Annotated in this window: 24 protein-coding genes; 12 read left to right on the forward strand and 12 right to left on the reverse strand. The window is 43.6% G+C overall.

Annotated elements, in window-relative coordinates; genetic code table 11:
• Positions 1–21: 21 nt before the first annotated feature.
• A complete protein-coding gene (locus C7452_RS02245) occupies positions 22–645 on the reverse strand; it encodes an RIO1 family regulatory kinase/ATPase domain-containing protein (protein ID WP_013296113.1) in 624 nt (207 codons plus the stop codon).
• 155 nt (positions 646–800) lie between these two features.
• Between C7452_RS02245 and C7452_RS02250 the strand changes: the two genes are divergently transcribed.
• From C7452_RS02250 to C7452_RS02265, 4 genes are all read left to right on the forward strand, one after another.
• Positions 801–3,383, forward strand: coding sequence for a hypothetical protein (locus C7452_RS02250; RefSeq protein WP_115892086.1), 2,583 nt, complete (start codon positions 801–803; stop codon positions 3,381–3,383).
• Between the two features lie 192 nt (positions 3,384–3,575).
• A complete protein-coding gene (locus C7452_RS02255; RefSeq protein ID WP_115892087.1) occupies positions 3,576–4,766 on the forward strand; it encodes a tyrosine-type recombinase/integrase in 1,191 nt (396 codons plus the stop codon).
• A 212-nt stretch (positions 4,767–4,978) separates the two neighbouring features.
• Entirely contained in the window at positions 4,979–5,410 is a 432-nt protein-coding gene (locus C7452_RS02260; protein ID WP_147299757.1) for a hypothetical protein, read from the forward strand.
• A 161-nt stretch (positions 5,411–5,571) separates the two neighbouring features.
• On the forward strand, positions 5,572–5,751 hold the full coding sequence (locus C7452_RS02265; protein ID WP_074359236.1) for a hypothetical protein: 180 nt from the start codon (positions 5,572–5,574) through the stop codon (positions 5,749–5,751).
• Positions 5,752–6,060: 309 nt separating this feature from the next.
• On the opposite strand, the gene C7452_RS02270 is transcribed toward C7452_RS02265, so the two are convergent.
• Positions 6,061–6,288, reverse strand: a complete 228-nt coding sequence (locus C7452_RS02270; protein WP_074359235.1) for a hypothetical protein — start codon at positions 6,286–6,288, stop codon at positions 6,061–6,063.
• A gap of 104 nt (positions 6,289–6,392) precedes the next feature.
• On the opposite strand from C7452_RS02270, the gene C7452_RS02275 reads away from it, so the two are divergent.
• From C7452_RS02275 to C7452_RS02285, 3 genes are all read left to right on the forward strand, one after another.
• Entirely contained in the window at positions 6,393–6,800 is a 408-nt protein-coding gene (locus C7452_RS02275) for a hypothetical protein (protein ID WP_074359234.1), read from the forward strand.
• Between the two features lie 12 nt (positions 6,801–6,812).
• Entirely contained in the window at positions 6,813–7,082 is a 270-nt protein-coding gene (locus C7452_RS02280; RefSeq protein ID WP_074359233.1) for a hypothetical protein, read from the forward strand.
• 184 nt (positions 7,083–7,266) lie between these two features.
• Positions 7,267–8,082 (forward strand): DUF3800 domain-containing protein, encoded by an 816-nt coding sequence (locus tag C7452_RS02285; RefSeq protein ID WP_074359232.1) that lies wholly within the window; start codon positions 7,267–7,269, stop codon positions 8,080–8,082.
• 256 nt (positions 8,083–8,338) lie between these two features.
• On the opposite strand, the gene C7452_RS02290 is transcribed toward C7452_RS02285, so the two are convergent.
• From C7452_RS02290 to nikR, 3 genes are all read right to left on the reverse strand, one after another.
• A complete protein-coding gene (locus tag C7452_RS02290; protein ID WP_074359231.1) occupies positions 8,339–8,641 on the reverse strand; it encodes a hypothetical protein in 303 nt (100 codons plus the stop codon).
• Between the two features lie 197 nt (positions 8,642–8,838).
• Positions 8,839–9,672 carry a HEAT repeat domain-containing protein gene (locus C7452_RS02295; RefSeq protein ID WP_115892090.1) on the reverse strand — a complete coding sequence of 278 codons (834 nt, stop codon included), beginning with the start codon at positions 9,670–9,672 and terminating at the stop codon, positions 8,839–8,841.
• A gap of 80 nt (positions 9,673–9,752) precedes the next feature.
• Entirely contained in the window at positions 9,753–10,187 is a 435-nt protein-coding gene (nikR, locus tag C7452_RS02300) for a nickel-responsive transcriptional regulator NikR (protein WP_211305647.1), read from the reverse strand.
• 472 nt (positions 10,188–10,659) lie between these two features.
• Here nikR and C7452_RS02305 point away from each other — a divergent pair, with 472 nt between their 5' ends.
• The 4 genes from C7452_RS02305 to C7452_RS02320 all read left to right on the forward strand — a co-directional run bounded on the left by C7452_RS02305 (position 10,660) and on the right by C7452_RS02320 (position 13,991).
• A complete protein-coding gene (locus C7452_RS02305) occupies positions 10,660–11,244 on the forward strand; it encodes a hypothetical protein (RefSeq protein WP_074359229.1) in 585 nt (194 codons plus the stop codon).
• A 110-nt stretch (positions 11,245–11,354) separates the two neighbouring features.
• Complete coding sequence (locus C7452_RS02310; RefSeq protein ID WP_074359228.1) at positions 11,355–12,071, forward strand: metal-dependent hydrolase; 717 nt, start codon at positions 11,355–11,357, stop codon at positions 12,069–12,071.
• Positions 12,068–12,331, forward strand: a complete 264-nt coding sequence (locus tag C7452_RS02315; RefSeq protein WP_074359227.1) for a hypothetical protein — start codon at positions 12,068–12,070, stop codon at positions 12,329–12,331. Before C7452_RS02310 ends, C7452_RS02315 begins: the two co-directional genes overlap by 4 nt.
• A gap of 145 nt (positions 12,332–12,476) precedes the next feature.
• A complete protein-coding gene (locus C7452_RS02320; protein WP_084531248.1) occupies positions 12,477–13,991 on the forward strand; it encodes a COG1361 S-layer family protein in 1,515 nt (504 codons plus the stop codon).
• A 50-nt stretch (positions 13,992–14,041) separates the two neighbouring features.
• Here the strand turns inward: C7452_RS02320 and C7452_RS02325 are convergent, their stop codons facing one another.
• The 5 genes from C7452_RS02325 to C7452_RS02345 all read right to left on the reverse strand — a co-directional run bounded on the left by C7452_RS02325 (position 14,042) and on the right by C7452_RS02345 (position 21,433).
• A complete protein-coding gene (locus tag C7452_RS02325; RefSeq protein WP_074359225.1) occupies positions 14,042–16,933 on the reverse strand; it encodes a type I restriction endonuclease subunit R in 2,892 nt (963 codons plus the stop codon).
• Positions 16,930–18,234, reverse strand: coding sequence for a restriction endonuclease subunit S (locus C7452_RS02330; RefSeq protein WP_074359224.1), 1,305 nt, complete (start codon positions 18,232–18,234; stop codon positions 16,930–16,932). The genes C7452_RS02325 and C7452_RS02330 overlap by 4 nt, the downstream gene beginning before the upstream one ends.
• Positions 18,224–20,245: a type I restriction-modification system subunit M gene (locus tag C7452_RS02335; protein ID WP_074359223.1), complete on the reverse strand. Its 2,022-nt coding sequence runs from the start codon at positions 20,243–20,245 to the stop codon at positions 18,224–18,226. The genes C7452_RS02330 and C7452_RS02335 overlap by 11 nt, the downstream gene beginning before the upstream one ends.
• 252 nt (positions 20,246–20,497) lie before the next feature.
• A complete protein-coding gene (locus C7452_RS02340; protein WP_074359222.1) occupies positions 20,498–21,019 on the reverse strand; it encodes a DUF1802 family protein in 522 nt (173 codons plus the stop codon).
• Between the two features lie 6 nt (positions 21,020–21,025).
• Positions 21,026–21,433 (reverse strand): DUF365 domain-containing protein, encoded by a 408-nt coding sequence (locus C7452_RS02345; protein WP_074359221.1) that lies wholly within the window; start codon positions 21,431–21,433, stop codon positions 21,026–21,028.
• An 832-nt stretch (positions 21,434–22,265) separates the two neighbouring features.
• On the opposite strand from C7452_RS02345, the gene C7452_RS02355 reads away from it, so the two are divergent.
• Positions 22,266–23,741 carry an MBL fold metallo-hydrolase gene (locus C7452_RS02355; protein ID WP_115892092.1) on the forward strand — a complete coding sequence of 492 codons (1,476 nt, stop codon included), beginning with the start codon at positions 22,266–22,268 and terminating at the stop codon, positions 23,739–23,741.
• Positions 23,742–23,803: 62 nt separating this feature from the next.
• On the opposite strand, the gene C7452_RS02360 is transcribed toward C7452_RS02355, so the two are convergent.
• Both C7452_RS02360 and C7452_RS02365 read right to left on the reverse strand, forming a co-directional pair.
• Complete coding sequence (locus tag C7452_RS02360; RefSeq protein ID WP_170130273.1) at positions 23,804–25,870, reverse strand: right-handed parallel beta-helix repeat-containing protein; 2,067 nt, start codon at positions 25,868–25,870, stop codon at positions 23,804–23,806.
• A gap of 153 nt (positions 25,871–26,023) precedes the next feature.
• Positions 26,024–26,686, reverse strand: coding sequence for a chitobiase/beta-hexosaminidase C-terminal domain-containing protein (locus C7452_RS02365; protein WP_115892094.1), 663 nt, complete (start codon positions 26,684–26,686; stop codon positions 26,024–26,026).
• Between the last annotated feature and the right edge of the window lie 67 nt (positions 26,687–26,753).

The following is a 26,753-nucleotide window of genomic DNA, read 5'->3' on the forward strand; positions in this document are numbered from 1 at the left end:
CTCCTAGCTCGATTATTCAAATTATAACCATTTAGGAGTATGACGTTCCCTCCTTATCAGGGCCCCTTTCTTCTCGATTTCCATGTATTCAGCCACAATTTTTGGATTTACAACAGTTTTTGAGTGATCTTCATAGGCACTCAGAAACCTTTTTATAAGGTGTTTTTTGTCATTCATGGACATCTGTGAGTTACTATCCATTATGAAGAAGCATAGTTTTCCAAGATCATCATAGGGATTCCCATAGTGTATATATTCAAAATCAACCCCAAAAATTTCTTTTTCTGTGAATATGAAGTTTTTAAGATTGCAGTCACCTTTTAAAAGGGTCTTTGACTGTTTTTTTATACTGTGGATTTCTGAGAACCACTTTCCAAGGCTTTCTGTCCATGTTGTGTCTGCCCTAGATATCAGGTCTCCAATGGTTTTTCCTTCGATGAACTCCTCAATCAAGATATTCTTGGATACACCAAGTATTCTAGGCACTCTGACTCCTTTATCCCTCAGTAGTTTCACATTTTCTGATTCGAGGTAAGATTTTTCGCTGGTTTTGTGTACTTTGACGATGAAACTTTCTGTACCTGATTGGATTAAGTATACATGGTTTCTCTTACTTTCAAGTCTTTTAAATCCATGAATCATCATATCTGCATTTCACACCCAGTTATTCTTTTAAAACTGATCTTTCTCCTCGGCAGAGTACTGCAGTTCTGTGGATTCACATACCTATTTATACACGAATTACATAAACTATTTATACACGAATTACATAAAAATGTAACTCGATATTTATGATTTAAATGGAGGTGAAAATTGAAATGAAAAACAAACTTCTGACTCTAGTGATCCCAGTGCTAACAGTGTTTCTTTTTACCGGTATCAGCTCAGCGACACCACTGGAAGATATTACACACCACATCTCAAATGACGCGGAGACTTCCCTGAACATATCAAACGCAGATGATATGATCCTTATAACAAATGCCGGTTCAGCAAGGTATTCCAACACCACAACAGAAGACGCGATACAGACCGTGATGGAAACAGTTCCTATAAAATATTCAAAGATTTTTCAGATGAACCAGCCGGACCATGACCCAACCTTCACATTTGCCGTGAAAAACAGCAAGGGATATTATGCAAGGAAATACACAGTTCTTCAGTCAGGGGAAGTGCTAAAAACACCCGTAGTATACATAGGTCTTGACATGACTGAAAACCAGTTCCAGCAGGCAAAGGCGAATCTGGGTTATGATGTGCTGAGCCTGCTGAGTGCATGGAATGCTGGCGCACCCAGTGATCTTTTAAAGGTGGCTGCGTGGACTGGAAACGTTAGCCCTGGTCTTATAGGGGCATACTCCGCTTCAAAACAGTTCATGGCCAACTATCCACTAACTTCAAATGCAACATCATATCATGTGATAGTCTCCACTGGGGGTGGTGATGATGACTTGCCAATGTTTTTCATGGATTCAACGCCTTTGAAGTGGGTTACAGTAGGTTCAGACACATTTTATAACTTCAAATCAGCATACACGGATGATTCCCATGAGAACATTTACATAAGATGGGATTCTCTCTCAAGGACAGGTGTGATGTTTTACTGGACCCTCTCAGATATGACATATAATGGTGGGGAGACACTTCAGGGACTTATAAAGAATGCTCAGTGTATAGGAATGCTCGCAACTAATCCATCAGCACTCTACAAGTTACTTAAAGCAACAAACATCGACTATCAGACCTTTAAAACACTATGGGATACTGGAATTGACAGCAAATACATTTCATCCATCCCGGTAACTCCAATTGAGTGGATAAGCACAGTCAGTGTCATCCCACGTGAGGAGTACAGTGCAATGTATGCCAGTGGTATTAATGCTGTCATGGTAGCCAATAGAGCCCTTCAAGCTGCTGGTTTTGAACCGCTTGACAGTGATGATCTTCTAATAACATCTGCAGGTTACTCAGAGACACAGGGAATCTCTGCTGGCGCCATTGATGGTATAATATCAGCAACAGGCATAAAATTTAAAAACATATACTCCCTCAAAAGAGGTACGCAGACACCTCTCTGGTACGTGTTCGTTAAAAAACCAGACGAAACGACAGGTCCACTCCACGCGGTTTTTGTTGATGGTAATGGAGCCATAAGACCGGTCACATATGGAGGGACACAGTTCAATGTGTTTGATATCAGCGCTGTAAACCTTGCCGGTGCTACGGGAACCGAAGGCTATCAGAAATCCCTCGCAGTCGCGTCAACCTATGGATACAGCATTCCCCAGTACGCACAGCAGGACTACTATATTGTGAGTCTGGCGAACCAATGGGCTTATGCTATGCCCTACGAGTTCGCTCTGGCTGCCACCGGGGGTGGATGTCCAGGGTCCGGTCTGGCACAGGGATACGTGCTTGCCAACATAATCCGATCATGGCTTCCTCTATCAGATGGGCAGTACTATGCATACATCGGTGTGCCTGCTCACTGTAAGGAACAGGTGCTCATGGAGGTCCTGGGACTCTCAGCAGCGAGAGGTAACTATTTCACGACAGGAACCAGAACAGCATCAGATGCCAGTGCAGTTGGTATTGCCATAAGGTGGGATCCTGTTAAGAACACGGGAAAGGCCATACTTGTATCCTACAATAAAGATGCAGTCAACGCCATACAGCCAGCATCTAACAGTTACTACAAAACAATGTACTGGGCTCTCTGGTACATTACACAGGCATTCCCTGGTAAAGAACTCTATGGTACAGTGACGTCTGCTTATTCCATTGCAAAATCAGTAACTCTGACATCAGGAGAGTTCAAGTCATTAATTGCTGCCAGTGATCCAGTGAGCTATATTAAGGACTTTGAAGATGTTACAGCACCATCTTTAAATGTGCGAGTAGATGACTCCACACTGTACATGGATATCAATGAGGAAGGGACGATCTTCTATTCCTTTGATGGCAGAACATGGAATGTTTACAGTGCACCTGTCAAACTGGGTAAGCATGTAAAGACAGTCTATTACTATGCTGTTGATCTTGCAGGAAATGCCCATAAGGTAGGCAGTATAAGTGTTCCAGAAAACCAGGCTCAGAACACACCAGAAGTTTCCTATGGATCAGTGACAGCAGGAAAAGCTTCAGTGATTTCGTGGATCATGAAAAGAATAAGATCTGATGACTCCAGTGCTGTGGTCGAAGAGGTTACCGGTCAGGGAACATCATCACCAGTAAATCCAGCGGAGCATCCCGGCAGTGCATCATCAAGCTGGTTTATACCTGTGTATGCGGCAATTATTCTGGCTGTCGGGGGTCTGGGCATGTACCTCTTTAGGAGAAGGGCCAGCAGATCCAACGAGGCAACATGGCAACCGGGCAAATAATCCATCACCTATTTCTTTTTTTATGAACTGAATGATGCAGATGTCAGTTTTAATTTTCAGGGTCTTATGTCCGTGTGGACCTACAGCTACCTTCGTAATAGGTCACTATTACGAACATATGGTCCGAATAAACACTATTTGTAATAAAATATTTAAGCGAGGGTATTAAATAATATTTTCGGAGGATGTTGTATGAAGTTTGGAGATTCGGACCAGATAGTCTTTGAGACCTGGGTACTTCGCCAGGGCCTGGAGAAGTCCACCTTCAAGACCTACCTCCAGTGCCTCAGGAAGTACTGTGAGGTCACCGGCATGACACCTGCAGAACTCATAACCGAGGCCGAAGAAGAGGAGGAGTCAGGTATCAGGATGAGGAACCGCAGAATAAACCTGCACCTCCTGAAGTTCAGAAGGGCCCTCGAGGAGGAGAACAAGGCCCCCTCCACCATCAACCTCTACTACTATGCCATAAGGTCATTCTATGATGCAATGGACATAACCCTCCCCAAAATCAGACAGCCATCAGGCGACATCTGCCTGGAGCAAAACTACGGGAGGCTCATCACCAGGAAGGAACTCAGGACACTGGTAAGCATGGCACCACCCAGGGAGAAGGCCCTCATCTACCTCATGGCACTCTCAGGCATGGCCCAGGCAGAGGCCAGGAGGATAACCATAAGGAAGTTCCTGGAAGCCGCAGGCAATGCAATCGGCCGCGAACTGAATACCGTGGAGGACCTCTTTGAGGCCGAGGAGGACCTCATGGACGAGATCATCACCATGGACATCGTGAGGAAGAAGGTGAACTACCGCTACATGACCTTCATACCACCTGAGGCCACCAAGGAGATCATAAACTACCTCAAGGAGAGGATGTACGGCCGCAATGAGAAGATCAGGATCAGGGACTATGACCGGGCCCTCTTTGTTAAGACGAATGGAGAGGACATCGACAGGGATGTCATCGTGACAAACTTCAGGCGCATAGGCCTCGAGGCAGGTTTCAAGAAGAAGGACGGCGCCTACAGTTTCTGGAGGGCCCATGCACTCAGGAAGTACTTCATATCCACCATCATCAACAAGATCGGGGACAAGGTCCTCGCCGACTTCCTAGCGGGCCATAAGATATCCGATGTTGACAGGGCATACTGGTACATGGACCCCGAGGACCTCAAGAGGAGGTACATGAAGGCCCTCCCCTACCTCTCAATTGACGGTGTTGAGGTCAGGACGATTGAGGACAGGGATTACAGGCGCCTCAGGGAGGTCGAGAAGATCTATAACCAGATGAAGGATGAGATCCAGAAGACCGAGAAGCTGATCCAGTTATTCAGGGACCATCCTGAGTTCAGGGAGATTCTCAGTAAGAGGACCAGCAGCTGATTTTTTTCTTCCTCCTTTTTTGCCTCCTTTTCACAACCTTTGATAATATTTATATATCATAAATTAATACTAATCATAGTAATAATTTCGGAGGTGCACGTTATGAGTGATGTCTGTGAAGAGGATATAATGGAGGCGATAGACGCATTCGAGAGGCTGGTTAAACTCCTGAACGATGCCGAAACACTTCTGAGGGAGTGAAACTTCAAATGGTGAAGGTTCTGGTTTCTGCAAGGTGCAAACCTCAATCTCGGGTGATCATAAAGAACAGCAACTACACATACGGCGATGCAATCGACTACTTTGCCAGGAAGATCAGCAACGAGAACACAAAGATCCTTATTGAAATTGAAACCCTCCGGCATGAGATCAGGGAACTTGAGGATAACCTCAAAAAAACGAAGCGGAAAATTGAGCACAAAAGGGAATATCTGCAGCTCCTGGAATCAAGGTACTCAGACGAGGTACAGGTTGATGAGATGGTCATGGACTCAATAAGGGCCATCAGGAGCATCGCTGAAACATTTGACTGTGAACCGACTGAGATCGACAAATTCACTGGTGCTGATACCCTTGAATTCCATGCCAAAAAGTGTGGTATCACAAGGTTTGAACTTGAAGAGCTCCTGAAAAGGAAACTCTAAACCCACCTTATTTTTTTATTCCCACCCCCTCAACATCCCTGGCCTTTCCATGGATCAACCTGAGGTCATTCTTTTCATTGGCTTTTTTGCAGCAGAAGTGGAGATCATGGGGGGATTGAGGCCTGGTTCTAAAGTTTTATAAGTCCAGGGAGGCAAAACTTATGCAGAGAGGTATCAGCATGGTTGACAGGAGACCTAAAGGAGGACTTAAAGACATGAAACCTGTTGTTGTCAGGCTCTACTCTGATGAAATCGAGGCCCTTAAAAGTAGAGTCCCGCCAAAGACAAGCATGAGTGCCTACATCCGCAAGATAATCCTCGACCACCTGAAAGAAGATTAAATACTCTTTTTAAACCAGATTTAAACCAGCTTAATATCATAATTCTATCTATTCATTAATTCTATCTCTCATTTCATCTATATACATGCACTGTATATAACTCAGCGAAGGTAGACCCTGGAACGGGGCGATATATATATCCATATATCTATATCATGGTGGCCCTACAGTATCGCCCTAGAGGATATCACCCCAGATTCGGGATATACCTGGAGATGATATCACCCCTATATCGATATACGTATATCGATATCACCCTAAACTGGAGGGTACCCCCGGAGGATTATATCACCGATCTGTATATCACCCTCAGTTTTTCTGTGTAAAGAAATGTAGCCTGTTCAGGGCCGCTGGAGTAAATTGTACATCCCACCCACCCTCCCCCAACCACCCCCAACACAACAATGCCATGAGGTGTGCTGGGAGCAGAGAAAAAGGCCAGAATGAGCCGCTCAAACCTTTTTTGTACCCATAATTTTTTATTACTTTTAAGCATATTTTTAATATGAGGTTCGTGGGCAGGTTCACCTCAACCACGTTACTACCCCCCAGCTGCAGCCGAGTCTCCCTCCATCTATATGCCTCCCCCTGTGGCTGTGGTGTCCCTGTTCACGGCCAAAAAATCTGAGGAGGTCTGGAATTTGGATGGATATGTTAACAGCGAGGCCTTCCTGAAGCGTCAGGATGACCTCAGGAGGTCCCTCATGCAGGAAAACTTTGATGTCCTGAGTATCAGGGAACGTGAGCTCTACCTCATGCTTGCAGGTGATGGTGAGACGGTTTTCATTTTCCTGGTCCTTCTGCCCTACATGGACGTCTTTGAACTCCCCAAGGCCTATATATGGAAGTTGAGGAGGCTTGCAACGAGGTTCAGGGCCAGGCCCTTCGTCACCACCATGATACCTGAAGTGAGGAACTGGTTCTTCGTACCCCTCACAGCCCTCAGGGACGATGGGTCATGCTTTGTCCTGGAAATGAAATCCTGCAGACATAAAGGGTTCTACCTGCACAGGCTGATCTCAGAGGAACTCCAGCAGAGACTGTTATGAGGTGCAATAACGATGACCGGTATTTCAGGACTCATAAGAGAATTATTGGAGGACAGGATAAGGGGCCGCCTGTTCTTTGATGAACTATACGGGGACCACTACTTCTTCATACCCGACGAACCCATTTACATGGAATGCTTTGACGAATACCTCTCAGTCATCTACATCCTACCTGAAGACGCAGAACAAATATTCAGTGAAAATGAACTCACAGAGGTCGCACTGGACGGTTTCTCCATAGTATCACTAAGCGCGAGACTTGTTTATGAATTGGCCGCCTAATCGATTTCCGCCCTCACAGGACGCTCGCTTCGTAAAAGGTATGAGAAAGTTGTGGCAAATTATTTTTGGAATGCCACGGCTCTGTGATTGTGAACAGACATACCGTAACGTTTAATAATCTCTTTCAATTCATACTTTCTTATTTTACATATCCTTTTGGGGGTGTTAAGGGAGGCATGTTAAAATGAAGAGTTGTTTTTTTGGTTGGTCAGATGAATCAAGCCATAATAGGGGGCGATTTAGAGCAATTGGGATGATAAGTCATCCATGTGAAATGAAAAATGAAATTGAGAAGTATATAAATAATGTTATTGACGGCTCTGTTCCTGATGAAAGAGAATTGAAGTGGAAAGACGTTAATAAATTTACATTCAAAGCATATAAAGGGATCATAGATTACTTTTTGAGAGAGGCAAATAAAGAACAAATTCGCTTGGATGTTTTAAGATGGGACATTGAGGACAGCCGTCATAGTATATTAGGACGTGATGACAACAAAAACTTGCAGTTTATGTATTATAAGCTTTTTAGGAATGTCATATGTCGTTGGGGTGGGGGGCATTGGATATTTTTTCCTGATGAGAATGGATTTATTGATTGGGAGGAATTAACACGTTATTTGAAGAAGCTTGAGTGCAAGGTTCCTTTAAAAGAAGAGTTGAATATAGAACCTATCAAAGGAGTGAGTTCTAAGGATAATGTTTTGATTCAGGTGGCAGACCTTTTTACAGGAATGAGCATTTTTTCTAAAAAGAATTTTCAAGATTATCAAGATTATATGGAAAAGAAAAATGCTCGAAAAAAGGAAGAGGATGAAATGTCTAACTTTGAAAGGCGCTGTGAAATTCTTAATTATTTTAATAAAGAATGTAAGGCTAAAAAAAAGGGTGTAAGTCTTGAGTCTAAGGGGGGCCTAGAGACACGGAACCCAAAAACTACTAATATAAACTTCTGGCCTTATAAGCCGCAGGTTGAAGAAGATAAAGCGCCTAGAAGGTAACTTTTGACTTGTTGGGTTGATGGATCCACCCTCCCCACCACATACGCAAAGGCCCAGGCGATCGTTTCGTTCCCAAGGCACAGCTGCAACCTGTGTTACTCACTCTATCCCTGCATGAAAACTCTTTTCACTGCAAAGTCTGCAGTGGACTGAGCTTCTATTTCCTAGCATTAAGGTTGTCTGGACCAGTCAGTAAAATCAGACCAGTAAAATCAGACCAGTAAAATCAGACAATGGATTGAAATAAGAAGATAGTTTACTCTTTGATTTTGAGTGTTTTTCCTATGTATTTTGACTTTGTTTTTCCGTTTTCTTTCCAGTAGGCGTACCAGTAGGGGCCGTGAGGGCATTTATTGCAGCCTTTCTTCCCGCATTTGACCTTCTCAAGCCTGTAGGTTACTGAGGCCACGACCTCACTTTTTCGTGAAGGTTCTGAAGGTTCATCCTCAGGTTGCTGGGATTCCAGGGCCCTGATCCTGGCATCAATGTAGCCCTTCATCTCCTGCAGCCTTTCAATATCCCTCTGACGGTCTATTATTGCTGTGAAGGTCTTTAACATGTCACCACCAATTAATCTTATGTAACTTTTTACATATAAAATTTTGTTCATGGTTACATAAGAAAATAGTGAAGACAAAACTCCTTCACAAGCTTTCAGTTCTTCTTTACTCCCCCGCAGGGAATGGTTCCACTATCAACTATTCTTCAGCAAGATCTAAAGTTATCCTGGTTCTTGAGATATCTTCTGATCTGGAATTACCAATACCTGGGTCCTCGGAGAACTCTGATTGCCCGGGGGTCACCACTCCTACTGAGTTCCCTTTCAGCCCTCCTACGTACATCCGGGTCTTCATCTTTTAGTTCGCGTATAAGTTTTTCGATTCGATCAACAGGGGGGCTGAGGTACTGTTCTTTTGTTCTTTCTCTGAGAGCCTTGGTTACTCTAGGATCGTGAGTCTTGGCAAGAGCCTTCTTTGCAGCTCTACGAACACTTAGATCGTCGTCTTTTAGTGCTGTTATGAGAGGTTCAACTGCTCGACTGTCACCTAACCTGCCAAGAGCCCACGCTGCAGCTCTACGCACCTCTGGATCTTCATCTTTCAGTGCTGTTATGAGAGGTTCAACTGCAGGTGAACCAATCCCGACAAGGGCATTCTTTGCAGCTCTACGCACCTCTGGATCTTTCAGTGCTGTTATGAGAGGTTCAACTGCTCGACTGTCACCTAACCTGCCAAGAGCCCACGCTGCAGCTCTACGCACAAGTGGATCATTATCTTTCAGTGCTGTTATGAGAGGTTCAACTGCAGGTGAACCAATCCCTACAAGGGCATTCTTTGCAGCTCTACGCACCTCTGGATCTTTCAGTGCTGTTATGAGGGGTTCAACTGCTCGGCTGTCACCTGACTCGCTAAGAGCCTCCGCTGCAGCTCTACGCACAAGTGGATCATTATCTTTCAGTGCTGTTATGAGGGGTTCAACTGCTCGGCTGTCACCTGACTCGCTAAGAGCCTCCGCTGCAGCTCTACGCACCTCTGGATCTTCATCTCTTAATGCTACTTTTAATGTGTTGAGCATTTCATCACTACTCACTAAATTCTCATCTAATTTTTACATATTATTTGTTTATTTATATAAGAAACATGCTGAAGGCAGAACCCCTTTGCAGGCTTTCAGTTCTTCTCTGCCCTGTCATTCTCTGATGATATGCTGGTCAACCTGACGTGTTCAACGCCCTTGAGTCCCATCATCTTCTCTGCGAGTCCCTGGATCTTCTTGATGTTTCCCCTCACCACCAGGACCTCAAGGGATTTTGTCCCTGTCAGTGGTACCCTCATCACGGCATCTATGTATTCCCGGTGGTCATGCTGTATGTCCCCTATTTTATCTATTACACCCACACCTCTCTGGCGGTCATAGATCACTGAAACTGTACCTGTACGTTCTCCTTCCATTTCGTTCATCCACTGGTACCTTACAATGTAGTCCTTAAGCGCGTCTCTTATGCCCTTTGATCTTGACTGGTAGCCACGATACCTTAAGACCTCATCAAACTCCTCCAAAAGTTCTTTTGGCAGAGACATGCTTATCCTTGTCACCCTTGTCATGATAACACCCCTGGCCCTCTTATTTCTTCAATATAAATTATTACTACTAAATAAGTAGTATTATCCTAATCATGATTAATAAGATTACTGATGCAGCAGGGCCTCATTTTCAGGTGGGGAATACAAGTTCCTGGCACAAAGTGTGAAACTGCAGGTTGCGGGTACCCACCTGAAGCAGGATGTAAATAAATTAGTAATATTGATGGGGCTCCTGAAATGACACCATTCAGATAATAATCAGGGGCCCTGTTTTAGACTACAAATGTTTTTAATGACCTTTTTCTGTTAAAAAACAAGATAAAAGCCAGTATATCCTGTAAAATATTTTTTAAAGACCTCTTTTAATGGGGGGTGTCAGAGGGTATCAAAGCCGTTATCACCTGGGATCCCCGGCAGTTAATAATAATTTTAAGGGTAACTCCTCATAAAATATTAATATAAGATGTAATAATATTATCAAGTGGAGGTGATATTGATTGAAAATAGGATCACAGACGCATTGAACGAAGGTAAAAGTGTTGCAGTCCATTACAAGGACGTCGGCGAGTACATGGAACTTGATACAGGCCATAAAAAGATATACCTTGAGAATGTCAACCCTGCGAAGGAAGTGGCGGCGGAGATACTCTCAGAATTTTCCACTGCATCGAGAAACACCATCTACAAGAAATACACCACGAATGAAATCGTCCAGGAGATAAGAAAGAAAACAAAGAACCGAAACATCCTCATAGTCTTCAATGACCTGCAGCAGACCTCAAAGAGCAGTGTGAGGGTCTTCCTGGACATCATGGAAAACCTGCAGATCCTCTGCAGCATCAGGGGCGGTACAAAGAAGCACCACAACAGGCTCTTGAAAAAACTGGTGATCATGAAGGACCCTGAGGATGAAGTGATAGACATAACCCTCCCCATTGTGATATTCGCAGGTTCAATCGCATTCATGGCCTACCTGAAGATCGCTCTGAGCCTTTCGGGTTTCATGGCGTATATTGTGCTTGCATCGATATGGTTCGCGACCATAATCGCCAGGACTCTTCTCTGGATCAAAAAATGAGGAGGACCTCCGATGAGTGATTTAGCATACCTCTTTATATTCGGCCCTGCAGTCGTCTTTACCCTTTTCTGCGGGTGGTACTTCCTCTGGCTTTACATGGCAGGGATAACGTGAAGTGGTATACACACGCAGTCTTTGCAGTGTTTTTGGGCGCAATACTGGGCTACATACTTGGATCGGAACTCACAGTGAGATTCTTTATCATAACCATCACAGCGAGCATACTCCCTGATTTTGCAGAGAAATCAGTTTACGATAAACATAAAAGACAGCTTCACAACGTGTTTTCGATTGTCCCCTGCGTCCTGACCTACCTCTTCCTCGACCTGACGGTGGGAGCGGCCCTCACAGCGGGTATAATTTCACACCTCCTGCTTGACTGCCTTACACCTGCAGGCTGCCCCCTCCTGATGCCCCTCAGCAGGAGGAGGTACAGTGTAAAGTGGAGGTACAGTGACACCAGGGCCAGGGAAAAGAGGATAGTTGCAACTGCTGTGGTTCTGGCACTCCTCACAGTCCTGGCGGTTGCAGCAAGCGGCACCTTCACTTCAGCCATCTCTTCCTGGGCAAACAGGGACGCCCAGGGCAGAGTCAACTCAACGAACTCAACAAACCCGGGCCTCCACCTGACCATCACCAACCCCCAGAGGGACACGTGGGTCCATCCATTCCCCAACGGCAGCTACTTCATTGACGTGAGCGACTCCTCAGGACACGAGAAAACCACCTACCACAAGTACCACTATAGGCCGGGGCCAGGAAGGGCCAAAGATGAATCCTCCGGGGCCCGGGAGAATGAGGAGGGTGCAGAAAACATGACGGGGTGATTGTTCTGTCAGGATCTGATATTGATGATGTGGTGAGGTTCATATCGAAGCTGGAGTATGACCATGGGAAGAAGATATTCCTCCAGAGGGTATACCTGGACCTCAACACTGCCTGTAAACTGCATATACTCAGCTTCCTTGAGGAGAGGTCCAGGAGTGATATCTCGAGGATGGCTATTAAGAGGATGATAGAGGATTATGAGGTGGAATACGGGAACCTCATTAACCTTGCGAAGAGGGACATCCTCATGTGGATATAATGGCATGGAGGTTTCATTTCATTTTATTTTTCTTATGTAACTTTTTTCATGATCGGCATCTGCACGGTTACATAAGAATGTACCCAAAGGCATGCTTTAAAGCCCCGCCCGAATTCTCAGTGTGAATTAATCTCGGAGGTGAAATATGAGAAGTGCTAGCTTCGTGCTTGCAGCGCTCCTGACACTCCTTGTTCTTGCAGGTTCATCAGCTGCAGCGGATGTAGGCATTGAACTTGACAAGAACATGACAGACGGGAGCGCCATAAAGCCGACGTACAATTCGACGATCAAAATCAAGGCCATAGTGAAGGCAGGTAACCAGGACGTGCAGAATGTGACTGCAACGGTACGACTGCCTGAGGGCCTCGTCCTGCAGGACTACTACATGAGCCGGGGCTACTATGACCTCGAGACAGGTACCTGGGAGGTTGGCGACATCCCGGCCTATGAGGAGAGGTCCCTGACACTCGTTTGCCTTATGAACAGGACAGGCACCATCACTGTTAACGCCAATGTAACAGCGGACGGGGATGATAACAGTGCAAACAACAATGCAGAGCTGGACTTCAAGGTGTTTGGGATATCAGACCTTCAGGTCAACATCACAACCAATAAAGAGACCCCAAGACTCGGCGAAACTGTGATACTGACGGTTAAACTTAAAAACAATGGCCCCCATGATGCAAACAACATCAAAATAGGCAACTTCATCTCAGGGGGCCTCGTCGTACAGAGTTTCAGCTATGACGCAGGCTACTTCGATGACCTGACAAGGGAGTGGGTCTTTGACACCCTGGCAGCATGTGAAGAGGCGACCCTTACACTTGATTGTCTGGTTAACAGGACTGGTGAACTCTCAGACTATGTTTCAGTGAGGGAGGTCGATGAGGGCGACACTAACACCTACAACAACATGGCCAGGGCCACCCTCTCAGTGAGGGGCACTGACCTCGACATTGATGTTTCAGCTTCAAAGACCAGGGCGTATCAGGGTGACACTGTGAATATTGTCTGTCGTGTGAGGAACAATGGTCCTGAGGATGCTCAGAACGTGAGGGTCAACCTGCAGCTACCTGCGAACCTACAGGTCCAGAATGTACATGTGGACAGGGGTAACTACAGTAACGGCATCTGGTCAATCGGCGACCTTGCAGACAATGAGACAGTGGTTCTCAACATCACCGCGAGGATTGTATCTGCAGGAAACTTTACAGTGAACGCCTCTGCGGTCTCACCATTGATTGACGACAGTAACGCTGTGAACAACGACGATGCAGCGATGATATCTGCAGCAGTCCCCAAGAGGGCCCTCAAACTCAAAATAAAAAACAACTCTGCAGTGACGATAAGGGTACTCCTATACGTGACCATCAATGACCATGGAAAAATCACCAGGAAGACCTACAACTTCTACCTCAAGAAGGGCCTCACCAGAGAACTCAGCCTGGGTTACTTCCAGATCGGTACAAGCGCCCTCTTCAAGCAGTACACATACAACACCAACTACAGGTCAAGGACGGTATCCTACCTGAACACCTACAACTCCACTGGTCTCAGGACACAGAGGGTGAGTGTCAGTGGCGTGAAGGGAAGGCAGAAGGCACCTGTTGTGAGGGTGAGCACTTTATACTTTGATGAAAATGGGTCAACATTAACATGACCCCTTATTTTTTTATTAAAGCATGATAGAAATTATTCGTTGGTGAGTTATTATTTATTCCTCTCATACTCCTCATAAATCAATGAAAATAACGCAGCTTTCAGTTTTTCCCTTAATTTTTCGTTATCCGCCACTTTTTTATAGAAGTCCATGTTATTGTTAAGTAATTCAATCATTTCCTGGTTGAAATACTTATCAAATACTGCCTTAACATTCTCTGGGGAGTTACGCTCCATTTTATGGACTAATTCATCATTCTTGAGTAAATTAACCTTCACTCTCTCCAGGAATACTCGATCGTCATCAGTGAAGTCCGTACCAAATGTATCATTGAGATCTTTGATGATTTTTGAAAGCTTAGCTTTTTCAGCCTCGCTATACCCCGTAGCACAGCTTGAGAGAGGTCTTAAGTCCCTTGTAGTGCCTAAATCAATTTCAGTTTTGCCTTTAAATTCTATTTTATAGGAATCTATATCCACATCTTCCAGGACATTAAATGGCAAGGGATCGTTTATGGTGGGTAATTTCTTGATGAGGAATTTGTTGAATATGAAGAGTTTCTCTAGGTTGACATCACTAAATGGCATCAGCTGTGAGAGAAATGAATATATATTCTGATAACGTCTCAGAGCCTTCTTGAATCCCACTTTATCCTCCTTATCAAGTTTGACGAATTCTTCTTTAACAGGATTCAGAATGTTATGAAGTTCTGCTTGAGATTCACCCTTCCAATATGCATTAACGAATCTGTTAACATCGGACTCATCAAAGATATGGTAGTCAATGATCTGGTCATGTAATTCGTATAACTTATGGGGATCTGTACCCTCCTCAAGAATGGTGGCTTCATAATAAGGTTCAAAGGCCTTCTTGATAGTATCAACTGTATTTACAAAATCCAGAATTAAAGTGTCATTCTTATTCTTGGCAATCCTGTTAACCCTGCTGAGGGTTTGAACAGCTGCGACCCCATTCAGGGCCTTATCAATATACATAGTATGGAGTAGGGGTTGATCAAATCCAGTCTGATACTTATTAGCCACAATGAGAATTCTGTAAGGATCCTCCTCAAAGGCCTTCTCAATAGATTTTTGTTGTGGTAGCTTATTCATTGAGTTCTCAGTATAAACCTTCCCGTCATGTTTAACCTCACCAGTAAATGCAACTAGAGTCTTAATAGGATAACCACTTTCTTCGATGTACCTATCGAAGGCCTTTTTATATAAAACCGCATGCAACCGGGATCTGGTGACAACCATTGCCCTTGCAGTGCCCCTTATTTTATGATAAGTGGAGTTCATAAAATGATCTACCATGATCTCGGTTTTCATTTTGATTGTATGGGGATGTTCCTCCACAAACTTTCTAAGAACTTGCTTTGCCTTCTTCTCATCAAATTCAGGGTCATCCTCAATAGTCTTAACCAGTTTGAAATAGGTTTCATAGGTCAAATAATTCTTCAAAACGTCCAGGATAAAACCCTCTTCAATGGCTTGCTTCATGGTATAAACATGAAAAGGTCGATACTCGCCCCTTTCATTCTTTGTTCCAAACATTTCTAGAGTCTTTCCCTTTGGTGTTGCAGTGAAGGCAAAGAAACTGATATTCTCCAGGTTCCTGAAAGATTCGATCTCTCTTAAGAGTTCTTCTTCAACCTCATCCTGTACGTCATCCAATAATTCAGCTTCTTTAAGGCTGTTGGTGGAGAGGACCTGTTTCATCTTTCGGGCCATGGTACCTGTCTGGCTGGAATGCGCCTCGTCAATTATTACGGCGTAGTTACGACTAGGCATATCTCTGACTTCTTCCAGGATAAATGGGAACTTATGTAGGGTGGTAACCACAATGTTACTACCGGTTTTCAGGGCCTCGGCCAATTGTTGAGAGTCTCTATCAATCACATCCACTATACCCCTAACTTTCTCAATGGCTTTCACCTGTTCCTGGAGTTGTCTATCAATCACCCTGCGGTCTGAAACCACGATAACCATGTTATATACACGTTCATCCATTGAATTAAACTTGTTTATCAGGCCATGGGCCAGCCAGGCGATTGTTTTTGTTTTACCGCTACCGGCACTGTGTTGAATCAGATAATTCTTTCCGGGTTCACAATCAGCTAGTAAGAGGTTCACACAGTCCAGCTGATGGTAACGGGGAAAGATCGGGATCTCTTTTCTTGTTTTATCATCTTTTTCCATATAGATAAAATTGGAAATCAGTCGAGAAAGCTTGTTAATCTGTAAAATATCATTGTAGAGGTAGCTGGTTTTGTAATCATGTTCTACGCATGGGTTTTCTAATCCTTTATTGAAGGGTAGGAATCTTGTCTGGGGACCTTCCAGTTTTGTAGTCATGTAAATCTTTTCATCGCTCATAGCAAAATGCACGAGACATCGCTGGAAGATCTTCTCATTGGGATCACGATCCTCACGGTATTGCTTCATGGCCTTCTCTACACCCTGACTGAAGGTATCTTTCAATTCAATGGTCAGGATTGGTATGCCGTTAATGAAAATCACAAGGTCTAATCTGTCACCATGCGCCCGGTGCTGGTATTCCAGTTCATCAATGACTGAGAAGATATTCCCCTCATATTTCTTGAAAAGATCAGGATTCTTGTTATTATTGGGTTGTGGATAAAAGAGGCTGAAATAAGCACCTACATCTCTAAAACCGTTCCTCAGAACATGTATGGTGCCTTTTCTATCGATTTCATTTACTAAACGATAGAAGAACTTCTGTTCAGCTTTATCGCCATATACTCGTTTAAATTTTTTCCACTCACGAGGTTGGGTTTTCAGGATAAATTTGAGAGTCAGTTCTGGGTCTAGGCAGGTTGCCTTCTCATAATTTAGGGTGCTGCGATGAATGTAACCAGTGCTTTCTAGGTGATTGATGATATCTTTCTGGAATTGTTTTTCAGTTGTGTTTGTGGTCATGTATCCACCTCTCTGACATCCAGTTTACCTGTGACCACATGATGAATGAGGGATTTTTTGTATTCTTTGAATAGTTTAATATTTTTTTGGAGTTTTTGGATTGTAAAATCAATTTCAAAAGTTTTTTCATCCAGAAAAGCTGCTATTTTTCCTTGTTCTTGGGAAGGGGGGTGTGGAATTCTCATGTTTCCTAAAATATCTTTATCTACATGAGGTATACCCATACCTATTGTCAAATCTCTTAATAATGGTTCAAATGCTTTACAGACATATTTTGAATAGCCATGATCCATGTTTTCAATTAATAATTTAACTGTTGTAGAGGATAAGTAGCCTTTTTTTCCTTCTAAGAACTCCCCGGCATTAGCACCATCCCATAATAATAAAATATCTCCATCATCAACCTGCACTGCTTTTGGATCACCTTCAGAGTAAATTGTATTAGAGTTATTTCCTCTTAAAAAATCCATAGTCAAATAAGGTAGTGAATTATCGTCTTCTTCTTCCTTTAAATTCTCAGGCTTTTTCCCTTTAACATATCTAAAGTTAATTTTAAATCTATGAATTTCCCAATGCTTGGGTATCTCGCCGATCCATTCCACACCAGAGTCTTTCATAGGGACCTCTGGATCTAACCCTTTGGTCACCACATGATTTATTAAGGCAGTTCTTTTTTCTTGTAATAATTCAATAAGTCTAGTGCAGTTTTCAATAATTAAGTCAATTTCAGAAGTTTTCTTATCCAGGAAAGCTGCTATTTTTTCTTGTTCTCTTAATGGAGGTGTGAGTAATCTTATATTAGAATATTTTCGTCCATTAAAATTACTAATTGTGGAAGAAACTGCCTCTAAGCGGACTTGGTAATTGAACAACTCCGTTTTAGTGAAATAAAATAAAAACTTTGATGAATTAAATTTATTTGTCCTAAATTTAACCAAATACCCAGCATAAGAACAATCCCCATATTTCTCCTTATCAAAAAACAGGGAAGTTCCTATTGAACCGCTTCTTGACAGTAAAATATCCCCCGTATTTAAAATATAACCTTTTGCTCTTTCTTTTTTGACAAAAACGCTATTATTCGTATTTAGCTCACCTGTTTCATCAATATCTGTAGTTCTAATAAAACGGAGGGTGTTCTCCTTATCGCCCTCTTGATAATTTTCTGAAGATTCATTTAAACCATAAACTGCCGATTCAGAACATATATGTTTTAATTTCTTTATTTCCCAATGCTCAGGTATCTCGCCGATCCATTCCACACCAGAGTCCTTATATCTGGGATAAGGTTTAAATTTCATCCAAGTCCTCCTTTATGAGTTCCAGGATTTCCGCGGTGGTCTTTTTTATATCTTTTTCAATTTCTTCTAATGGTCTTGGTGGTTCATATTTATAGAAATATTTGGTGAAATTAATTTCATAGCCTATTTTGTCTTTTTTGCGGTCCATCCAGGCATCAGAGTAATAGGTTAAAACTTCCCACTGGAAATATTCATCGATATCCTCTTTAAGAGGTACATTTTCTGTATCTCGTAGTCTAGGGTCTGGTTTTAGGTTACCTTTAGAATCGGTAACATAATCAGCGGTTTCATCATGTTCTGAAAGTGCTGGAATAATGTTCTTTATTAAGGCGGATGAAAGTTTAAATCGGCGAAGAGCCTTTTTAACTCTGGCCTCAAAATTATCCCAGTTTTTATAGTGGCCTTCAATAGTCCTCAAAGCTTCTATAATCTCTTGCTGCTTCTTTCTCCCTTCCTCCTCCTCCTGAAGCTTCACTTCAAGGTCCTTGCTCTTACTCTTTGCAAGGTTCTTGAATGAAGTGACTGTGTAAAGATTCTCAAGTCTTTTTTCTGTTACCTCGAGGTTCACTTGTAAAGGTCTTTCTACAGTCACCTTTGTATAGCCAAAGTCCTCATTATCAAGAACTTTGCTCAACTCATTTTCCTCAAATTTACAATAAAGATCTAAAATTTCCTCAATATCTTGGTCCCTGATTTTATGCCTTTTATTTCCGAGGCTCTTTCTCATTTTAACATATTTAGAGGTTGCGTCCACTAATTGTATCTTACCAACCCGTTCTGGAGGTTTCTCATTGGTCAAAACCCATATGTAAGTTTTTATACCCGTATTGTAGAATAGCTGATCTGGGAGGCCTATTATGGCTTCAAGATAATCATTTTCAATTATCCATCTGCGTATGTTGCTTTCCCCGGAGCCAGCATCTCCTGAGAATAAGGGTGATCCATTGGTGATGACTGCTATTCTGGATCTTTCATCGGTCTTCATCTTGGATAACATATGCTGCAGAAACAATAACTGACCATCCTTGATACTTGGTAGTCCTGCACCGAAACGCCCCTCAAAACCCCTTTCAGCTTCTTTAGTCACAGCTTCTTTGTCTTGCTCCCATTTACGACCGTATGGAGGATTGGATATCATGAAATCGAAGTGTTCATCAGGTAATTGGTCGTCTGAAAGTGTGCTGCTGGGCCCTTTAATGTTCTCTGCGTTTTCTCCCTTGATGAGCATGTCTGCCTTACAGATGGCATATATCTCTTCATTAATCTCCTGCCCATACAATACCACGTCAACTGAATCATTAATCTCATTAATGAAGTTTTTACAGCTGGTAAGCATCCCCCCGGTTCCACAAGCAGGATCGTATATCTTCTTGATTAATCCCTCTTCTTTAAGGTGAACCCCATTCTCAATGAAAAGCAGGCGGGTCATTAATTTAACGACGTCTCTGGGTGTGAAGTGCTCCCCCGCCTCTTCATTAGATTGTTCAGAGAACCTTCGTATAAGCTCTTCAAATATGGTCCCCATCTCATGATTGGAAACATTGTCTGGATGGAGATCTACCTTGGATTCTGAGAACTTTTTCACAAGTAAAAATAACAGATTAGCCTTGGATAATCTTGTTATATGGTCTTTTATATGGAAATTGTCGAAAATGTCTCTGACGTTGGGACTGAAACTATCTAGGTAATGTATGAGGTTTTCTTCAATATGCTCAGGGTCTTGGATCAAAGATTTGAAATCATATTTAGAATAGTTGTAGAATCCCAACTCATTACCATCCTTATCCTTGGCTACTCCCCGGAGTATTGGATCTAAATTCTCGATGGTATCCTTATATTTGTTATAGGCTTCAAGAACATCCCTTTTAGAATGTTCTAGGACACTATCAAACCTTTTTAGAACTGTAAATGGCAAAATCACTTTTTGGTATTCATTTCTTTTGTATGGACCTCTTAAGAGGTCTGCTAAATCCCATATGAATGTCACTATTTCTTGGAAGTTGTTAGTCATAGTTTTCCCCTTGACAATATTTACTATTTGGAATTGAAGGCTCTGTAGAGGCCGTTCTTTGGCATCGATCTGGACTAGTTTATTCTTGATGATGGAGAAGTGTTAGCAAGGCCTCTATCAAAGGTTGGAGGTTTTAAAAGAGTCCTTTTTTGACTTTCTGGTCTTGCAGTACACTGCGAATTTCTTTATTTCAAGTATAGATGCGGTGCCACGCCATCTCTTTTTTTGGTGGGATATTGGTGCTGTCCCGATCTAAGGTTCATTGAGTTTTTCTAATGTTTCTGAGAATTCTTTATCTGTGAGTACTGGTTCAGCGCCCTCCACTGAGACCTGTTCCTTCAGGTTGGCGTAGATAATTGCTCCTGGGGTGGGGTCGGCCATGTAGGGTTCCTTCAGTCTGTAAACCCTCAGTACCCATATGTAGGCCTTTTTACCGTTAAGGTATGATTTTACGTGGTCCCTTGTCCAGATGTAGAAATTCTCTGAAGGTATTCTTCGGGGCGGTCTTTCTCGGATCTCTTCGAGAGTGGCAAAGTATTTGATCTCTGTCTTTTCCCCCTCTTTATGGGGGAGGCTATATTTTTCAACGAATGGATGATATTTTTCCTGGAAACTTTTCAGGTAATCATCTTTAAGGGCATAGCTGACTGTGGGGTAAAGCAGGAATTCTTTGAGGTTTGTTCTATATGTCCTGATAAGGATGGTCTGTTTTCCATGTCCGAGGGCCTCTATGGTTGCATTCCATTCTTTAAGACACTTATTCGTGTTCTCCATGAATAATCATCCCCTGTTTTCTTCTACCATTTTATACTCATCTTCCCTGATGTATTTTCCACCAATTGATATGAATCGTTTCGGTTTAACAGGGGCCCTGAATTTTTCAAAGTTTTTAAATTCTATGATGGTCATCTCCTTTCTGTCCCTGGAGTAATCCCTGAACTCATCCTCTGTGAGCATGAGCCTCTCACCGTATTCTGAGATTATCTTCCTCTTTGGCATCTTCTGAATGGACACTATGTCTGCCCATCCTGTGTATGCCTTTGCACCATGGGACTCATAGATCACAAATTTATCACCGGGTGAAACCCTTCCCAGGTAAGGCTTGCAAACAAAAACGTCCTTTCCCTCATCATAGATCCTTTTTGCATACTCAGTAGGCACTGGATGTGTAACTCCCTTTATAATCATGCCATTTACCTCCTATGACTATTATATTGGTAACCGTGGTAATAATTGTTCATTTCATGGCAAGAATTAAGCAGGCTTCTTATAAGTTACCACCCCCGAGGAAAATCTTAAATACTATTTACTCTAATAGTACTACTTAAGTGTTTATTCTGGCCATGTGGATTCGTAAGGTCACTATTACGAATATAAAAATTTACGTCAGATAATCAAACGGTTCCAGTCATCATAAGAATTGAAGGTGATCTCAATTCACGGATGATGTGCAGTGATTGATGCGCTTTCCTGAAGAAAGGGGGCCAATGCAGAAAACTGGCCTGCAGCTATTATGGGATCCTGGCAGCGTTCATTCTGATCCCAGCAGGTCCAGTTGCTCCGAGAAAATAGGTCCAGCTCACACTCCAGATGCTAAGAGTTTCAGTTCTGGTGGGATCATCGAGGCTGTTAATCGCCAGCCCATGAAGTCGCCCGCAGGTCAAGCAGGGGCCTTCTGATGAGACCTTTTATAGACGAAAGGCTTTACAGAATATTCGAGCATAAAAAATCGAAGTTCAGTCAGTGGCGCCCTCACAGCCATGATCTATAAAACCATTTAAATGTAAACCCAATGAGCAAAATATTTATAAAATATGCTTAATATTAATTAATATTATTGAACCATCATGGTTTAATCTGGACTCGCCTCTGCCGTCTCTCTGATGGTATGGGGTAGGGTACTCATAAAGGTGATTGAATGGATGATGATTGCTGTGGTGGAGTCGCTGGGTGCATGCTCTGCATGGTGGGCTTATTGATTCTCCTGGCACTCCTCACATACTGACCCCTGGTGATTTATATGGACTTCAGGTTCTATGGTGGAGTTGATGAGATAGGCGGTAACAGGATAGAGGTATCCTGCAATGGCGATGGTATATTCCTTGACTTTGGCAAAAGATTCAATATTGAAAACCTGTACTTTGATGAATTCCTGCAGCCCAGGAGCTTCAGCGGGATCGCAGATCTCATTGAACTCGAGGCCCTCCCATGGATACCCGGACTTTACCGTGAGGACCAGGTAAGGTACCTCGGAATGAGATTCGAGGATGAGCCTGCAGTATCAGGCATACTTCTGAGTCACCCCCACCTGGACCATGCAGGATGTCTCAAATACATCCGCCACGATATACCATTCTACATGACAGAGGAGAGTTTCCTCATCCTGAAGGCCATAGAGGATACATCCACATTGAGTTCAGATCTCCTTCACTACAAACCCAAATTCCACTTCAAAGAAAAGAAAAGAAAAACTGGAAACACCTCACACATGAGAGACAAGAATATCAAAATAGAAAGACCCATAAAATTGCTTGAACCATATAAAGCTGAGGATCTGGGCGAATTTGAAATCACACAGGCACCTGTTGATCATTCAGTGCCGGGGTCATGCGCCTATCTAATAGAATCCGAGGAAGCCATCGTATACACAGGCGATATCAGGTTCAGGGGCCGGAGAGATAAGGAATCCCGTAAATTCGTTAATAAGGCAAGGAAGTTCTCCCCCACCATTATGATAACAGAGGGGACGCGGATAGATCAGGATAACAGTACCTTTGAGGAGGACATTGAGAGGAGGACCTCAGATATAGCTGTTAATCACAGGGGACTTGTGATCATCAATTACCCCATAAGGGACCTGGACCGTTTCCTGACATTCTACAGGGCCGCCGAGAACTCGGATAGGACCCTTGCAGTCAGCCTGAAACAGGCCTACATCATTAAACTCTTCGAGGGCCTGGGTTACCCCCGGCTCAGGGACCTGGCGGTCTACATACCACGACGGAACTGGGGACTGATAGCTGAGGACGCCTTCGTATGCTTTGATGGGGAATGGATACCTGCAGCTGACCTTCCAGAGGAATACATGGAACAGGACTACAGGGGATGGGAGCGGGCGTTCCTTGAACTTGACAACACCATAACCTGCAGGGACCTCCGGGAGGAACCTGAGGAGTACCTCTTCCAGTGCGATTACTTTGAATTCAAGGAGTTCATAGACATAAAACCGGAGGGGGCAGCCTACATCAAATCCAAGACTGAACCCTTCAATGAGGAAATGGAGATTGATGCAGAGCGTGAGAGTAACTGGCTCAGGCACTTCGGCATATACCAGTACAGAAGGTTCCACTCATCTGGGCATGCGGGGCGCTCAGACCTGCTGGAGATGATACGGAATATTGAGCCAGAGTCAATATACCCGATACACACAAGGAACCGGGAAGAATTTTTGATCTTTGAGGAGGAGGGTATACGGGTCCTTGACCCTGCACAATGAAAAGGGTGATCGGGAAAATTAGTCTCAGGACTTGACAGTTTTCTTATATGAAAAATGGGGGGTTAGCCCCTTCTTATATTTCTCTTTCTGTTACCGGTTGCACTGTTCTTTGCAAGCGTCGTTTTTTTACCTGAAGAGTATATTCCGTAGTAGGAGTTATATGATGCCCTGTTGTAGGCTATAACTGCCCTGTAGGATGATGAGCTTATGCCTGAGCCCCTGTTCCTGTTTGCTGTATTGTAGTATATCTTTGCATAGCTTCCCCTTACAGTTATACCGTCTCCACCGTTTGACTGTACCGTGTTCCTGTAGATGGTTGCTGATGAACCGGCTGCATAGACACCGTAGCCCCTGTTACTGCTGACGCTGGATGAGTATATGACTGAATTCGCGCCACCAGCATAGATTCCATAACGGTTACCATACACCGTGCACTGCTCTATCGTTGCAGTTCCCCTTGCATTCACACCGCAGTTCCTGTTGGCCGATGTTCTGCTCAGGATCATCCTGAAGCTGGCTGTTCCGTACACTCCATCGGTGTTCCTCATGGATGTGCAGTTGTATATGATGGCATTCTTACCGTAGATGGCTATCCCGCTGGCGGTGTTGTCTGTCGCATTCAAGGACCTTAGAATGGCATCGGGACCATTCACTCTGACTCCGTTCTGGCGGTTGGATGTCGTATTCCCCTCGAAAATGTAACTCCTGCCTCCTGAAATCCATAAACCATTCCCCAGGTTGTTGATTGCTTCAAAGTAGGCTATGGTCGTGTTGTACCCTGAGGAGTATATGCCGTTCCCACGGTTGAGGTTCACAGTGACGTCCAGTATCCTTGCATTTATTCCTGTTGAGTTTATACCGCTGAGGGTGTTGTTGGTGGCGTTTTTAACGTATGATAGGTATAGATTCTTTCCTGAAGAATGGATACCGTTCATCCCGTTCTTTTTAACCTCAACGAACCATATATATGCATTATCACCCAGGGATGAGACACCGTTCTGTGAATTTGAGGTCACATCAAGGATGATCTGCATACTTGCAGATGGTCCGGTTGAGAGTATGCCGTTCTCACCATTGTAGGATGCGCTGGTTATATAGAAGAAGCTTGCATTTTTTCCTGAGGAGTATATGCCGTTCCTGGCGTTGAAACTGGAATCAACGTATCTGAATGATGTGTTATCCCCTGTGGAGTATATCCCGTTTTCACCGTTGTAATAGGTGTAGGAACTGCTGACGGTGCAGCCAGATCCTGTTATTTTTATGCCGTTCTTCGTGTTGTTCTGGACATAGCAGCCCTGTACTGTGGAGCCATTCCCTGCAACGTATATCCCGTCACCGCCTGAGTACTTGACGGTGTTTGAGTTTATGGTTGCATTTTTTCCTGAGGAGTATATGCCGGTACCGTTGTTCCTGAGAACAGTGTTGTTTGTTATCACCGAGTTATTGCCGGAGGATCTTATACCGTCTCCTGAGTTAAATGATATGCTGTTTCTGATTATTGAGGCTCCAGATGCATCTGAGGTTACCCCATCACCCCCTGAGAGGTATATGGTGTTCCCCTCTGCAAGACATCCCTCCCCATGGATGAGGATTCCGCTTCCATTGCTGTTTGTTATATTGTTACCCTGGATCCGGGCATTCCTGCCATTCACAACAATTCCGTGGGATGCGGAACCGTTTATGTAGCTGCTGGTAATTGTTACATTGTCCCCTGATACCATCACGGCTGAAGAAGGGTTGAGTATCCTTGAATCATTGACCCGCGAGGAATTGCCTGTGATATTCAGGGTGCCTGTGATGTTTGTGCTGCTGAGGTTACATCCGTTTCCGCGGAGGTTCACTGTCCCGTTGACACTGAAACCTGTTATGCTGGAAGGTGCAATGGCGTCAATAACACCATTCAGCTGGACCGTGCCTGATGCAACCAGGGAGATGGTCCTGTTGATCACCATGTTCACAGTATCATAGATGCCCTCCAGGAAGGTGAAGGTATCACCGTCCTCAAGGGTGTATTCGGTCCCGTTTAGGGTGAAGGTTCCCTGCACCCCGCCGGGTGTGAATACCTGAAGGTAGGTTGTGTTATCAACGATGTAGTCTGCACCGTAACTGGATCCGCTGAGCAGTGTCATCCCAAAAAAGAGAATGAAGCCCCATTTCATTGAGTCTTTAATAATCAGACCTCCTCTTGATTTTCATAACAATAGGTTATTGTTTATCACTGAGATATAAGTTTTTAGAAAATTAACTCAGTGAGATAGAAAAAAAATGGAAAGTTAAAGGTTTCAGGCGGCTGGCTGGAGTTCCTGGTATTGCTGTTTTATCTGTTTGTAGGTCCAGTAGTATCTCCACTTGTACCTCCATTTACCGCCTCTTCTGTACCATTTTTTGTACCATTTTTTGACCCTGATCTTTGAGGTTTTGATCTTGTTTACCAGTTTTGCTGGTGTGTTTTTTATTATGCCCATCTGTGTTGTGTTGGTGCTGTTTTTGAGGTATTTCATGATTGTGTTCCCGGTTAGGGTGAGGGGTGTGGTGTATGGTGTTATGTTGCCGTTGTTGAGCTGGTAGTAGGTTCCGTTGGGTAACTGTATCAGTGGTGTTTCGTTGAATATGAGCTGGGGGTATGTTCTGTTTGTGATGTTTCCGGTTAGGGTGTGGTGTATTATACCGTACTTTACGGTGCCGTTTTTCACTATCATGTATTTGATGTTGAGTGTTCTGTTCAGGACGATGGGAGCGGTGTATCTTGTACTGTTAAGTGTCGGTATGCCGCCGTTAATGGTGTAGTAGACACCATTTGAGGGTGCGGATGTGACGATGAAGTCACCTGACCCTCCGGTTGGTAATTCACCGGTCGTTATATCGTCTGTTGCTGCTACCTGACCCATCCCGAGGAGGATGGCGGCAACAAACAGGGCCAGGAAGACCCCTTTCTGTATTTCCATATAATTCCTCCAGTTTATCTATATATGTTGCGTAAAAATTTCTAAACAGGGAGTTTTCTATGTATTT

This window comes from Methanothermobacter defluvii, from assembly GCF_003385755.1.
Lineage (GTDB): Archaea > Methanobacteriota > Methanobacteria > Methanobacteriales > Methanothermobacteraceae > Methanothermobacter > Methanothermobacter thermautotrophicus.

Bases quoted from the DNA above. Each gene is read 5' to 3' on its own strand.
- C7452_RS02355 (WP_115892092.1), top strand. From the start codon at position 22,266: ATGGACTTCAGGTTCTATGGTGGAGTTGATGAGATAGGCGGTAACAGG.
- C7452_RS02250 (WP_115892086.1), top strand. From the start codon at position 801: ATGGAGGTGAAAATTGAAATGAAAAACAAACTTCTGACTCTAGTGATC.
- C7452_RS02325 (WP_074359225.1), bottom strand. From the start codon at position 16,933: ATGACCACAAACACAACTGAAAAACAATTCCAGAAAGATATCATCAAT.
- C7452_RS02335 (WP_074359223.1), bottom strand. From the start codon at position 20,245: ATGACTAACAACTTCCAAGAAATAGTGACATTCATATGGGATTTAGCA.
- nikR (WP_211305647.1), bottom strand. From the start codon at position 10,187: ATGACAAGGGTGACAAGGATAAGCATGTCTCTGCCAAAAGAACTTTTG.
- C7452_RS02285 (WP_074359232.1), top strand. From the start codon at position 7,267: ATGAAGAGTTGTTTTTTTGGTTGGTCAGATGAATCAAGCCATAATAGG.
- C7452_RS02265 (WP_074359236.1), top strand. From the start codon at position 5,572: ATGCAGAGAGGTATCAGCATGGTTGACAGGAGACCTAAAGGAGGACTT.
- C7452_RS02345 (WP_074359221.1), bottom strand. From the start codon at position 21,433: ATGATTATAAAGGGAGTTACACATCCAGTGCCTACTGAGTATGCAAAA.
- C7452_RS02255 (WP_115892087.1), top strand. From the start codon at position 3,576: ATGAAGTTTGGAGATTCGGACCAGATAGTCTTTGAGACCTGGGTACTT.
- C7452_RS02245 (WP_013296113.1), bottom strand. From the start codon at position 645: ATGATGATTCATGGATTTAAAAGACTTGAAAGTAAGAGAAACCATGTA.
- C7452_RS02340 (WP_074359222.1), bottom strand. From the start codon at position 21,019: ATGGAGAACACGAATAAGTGTCTTAAAGAATGGAATGCAACCATAGAG.
- C7452_RS02290 (WP_074359231.1), bottom strand. From the start codon at position 8,641: ATGTTAAAGACCTTCACAGCAATAATAGACCGTCAGAGGGATATTGAA.
- C7452_RS02360 (WP_170130273.1), bottom strand. From the start codon at position 25,870: ATGACACTGCTCAGCGGATCCAGTTACGGTGCAGACTACATCGTTGAT.
- C7452_RS02365 (WP_115892094.1), bottom strand. From the start codon at position 26,686: ATGGAAATACAGAAAGGGGTCTTCCTGGCCCTGTTTGTTGCCGCCATC.
- C7452_RS02320 (WP_084531248.1), top strand. From the start codon at position 12,477: ATGAGAAGTGCTAGCTTCGTGCTTGCAGCGCTCCTGACACTCCTTGTT.
- C7452_RS02330 (WP_074359224.1), bottom strand. From the start codon at position 18,234: ATGAAATTTAAACCTTATCCCAGATATAAGGACTCTGGTGTGGAATGG.
- C7452_RS02280 (WP_074359233.1), top strand. From the start codon at position 6,813: ATGACCGGTATTTCAGGACTCATAAGAGAATTATTGGAGGACAGGATA.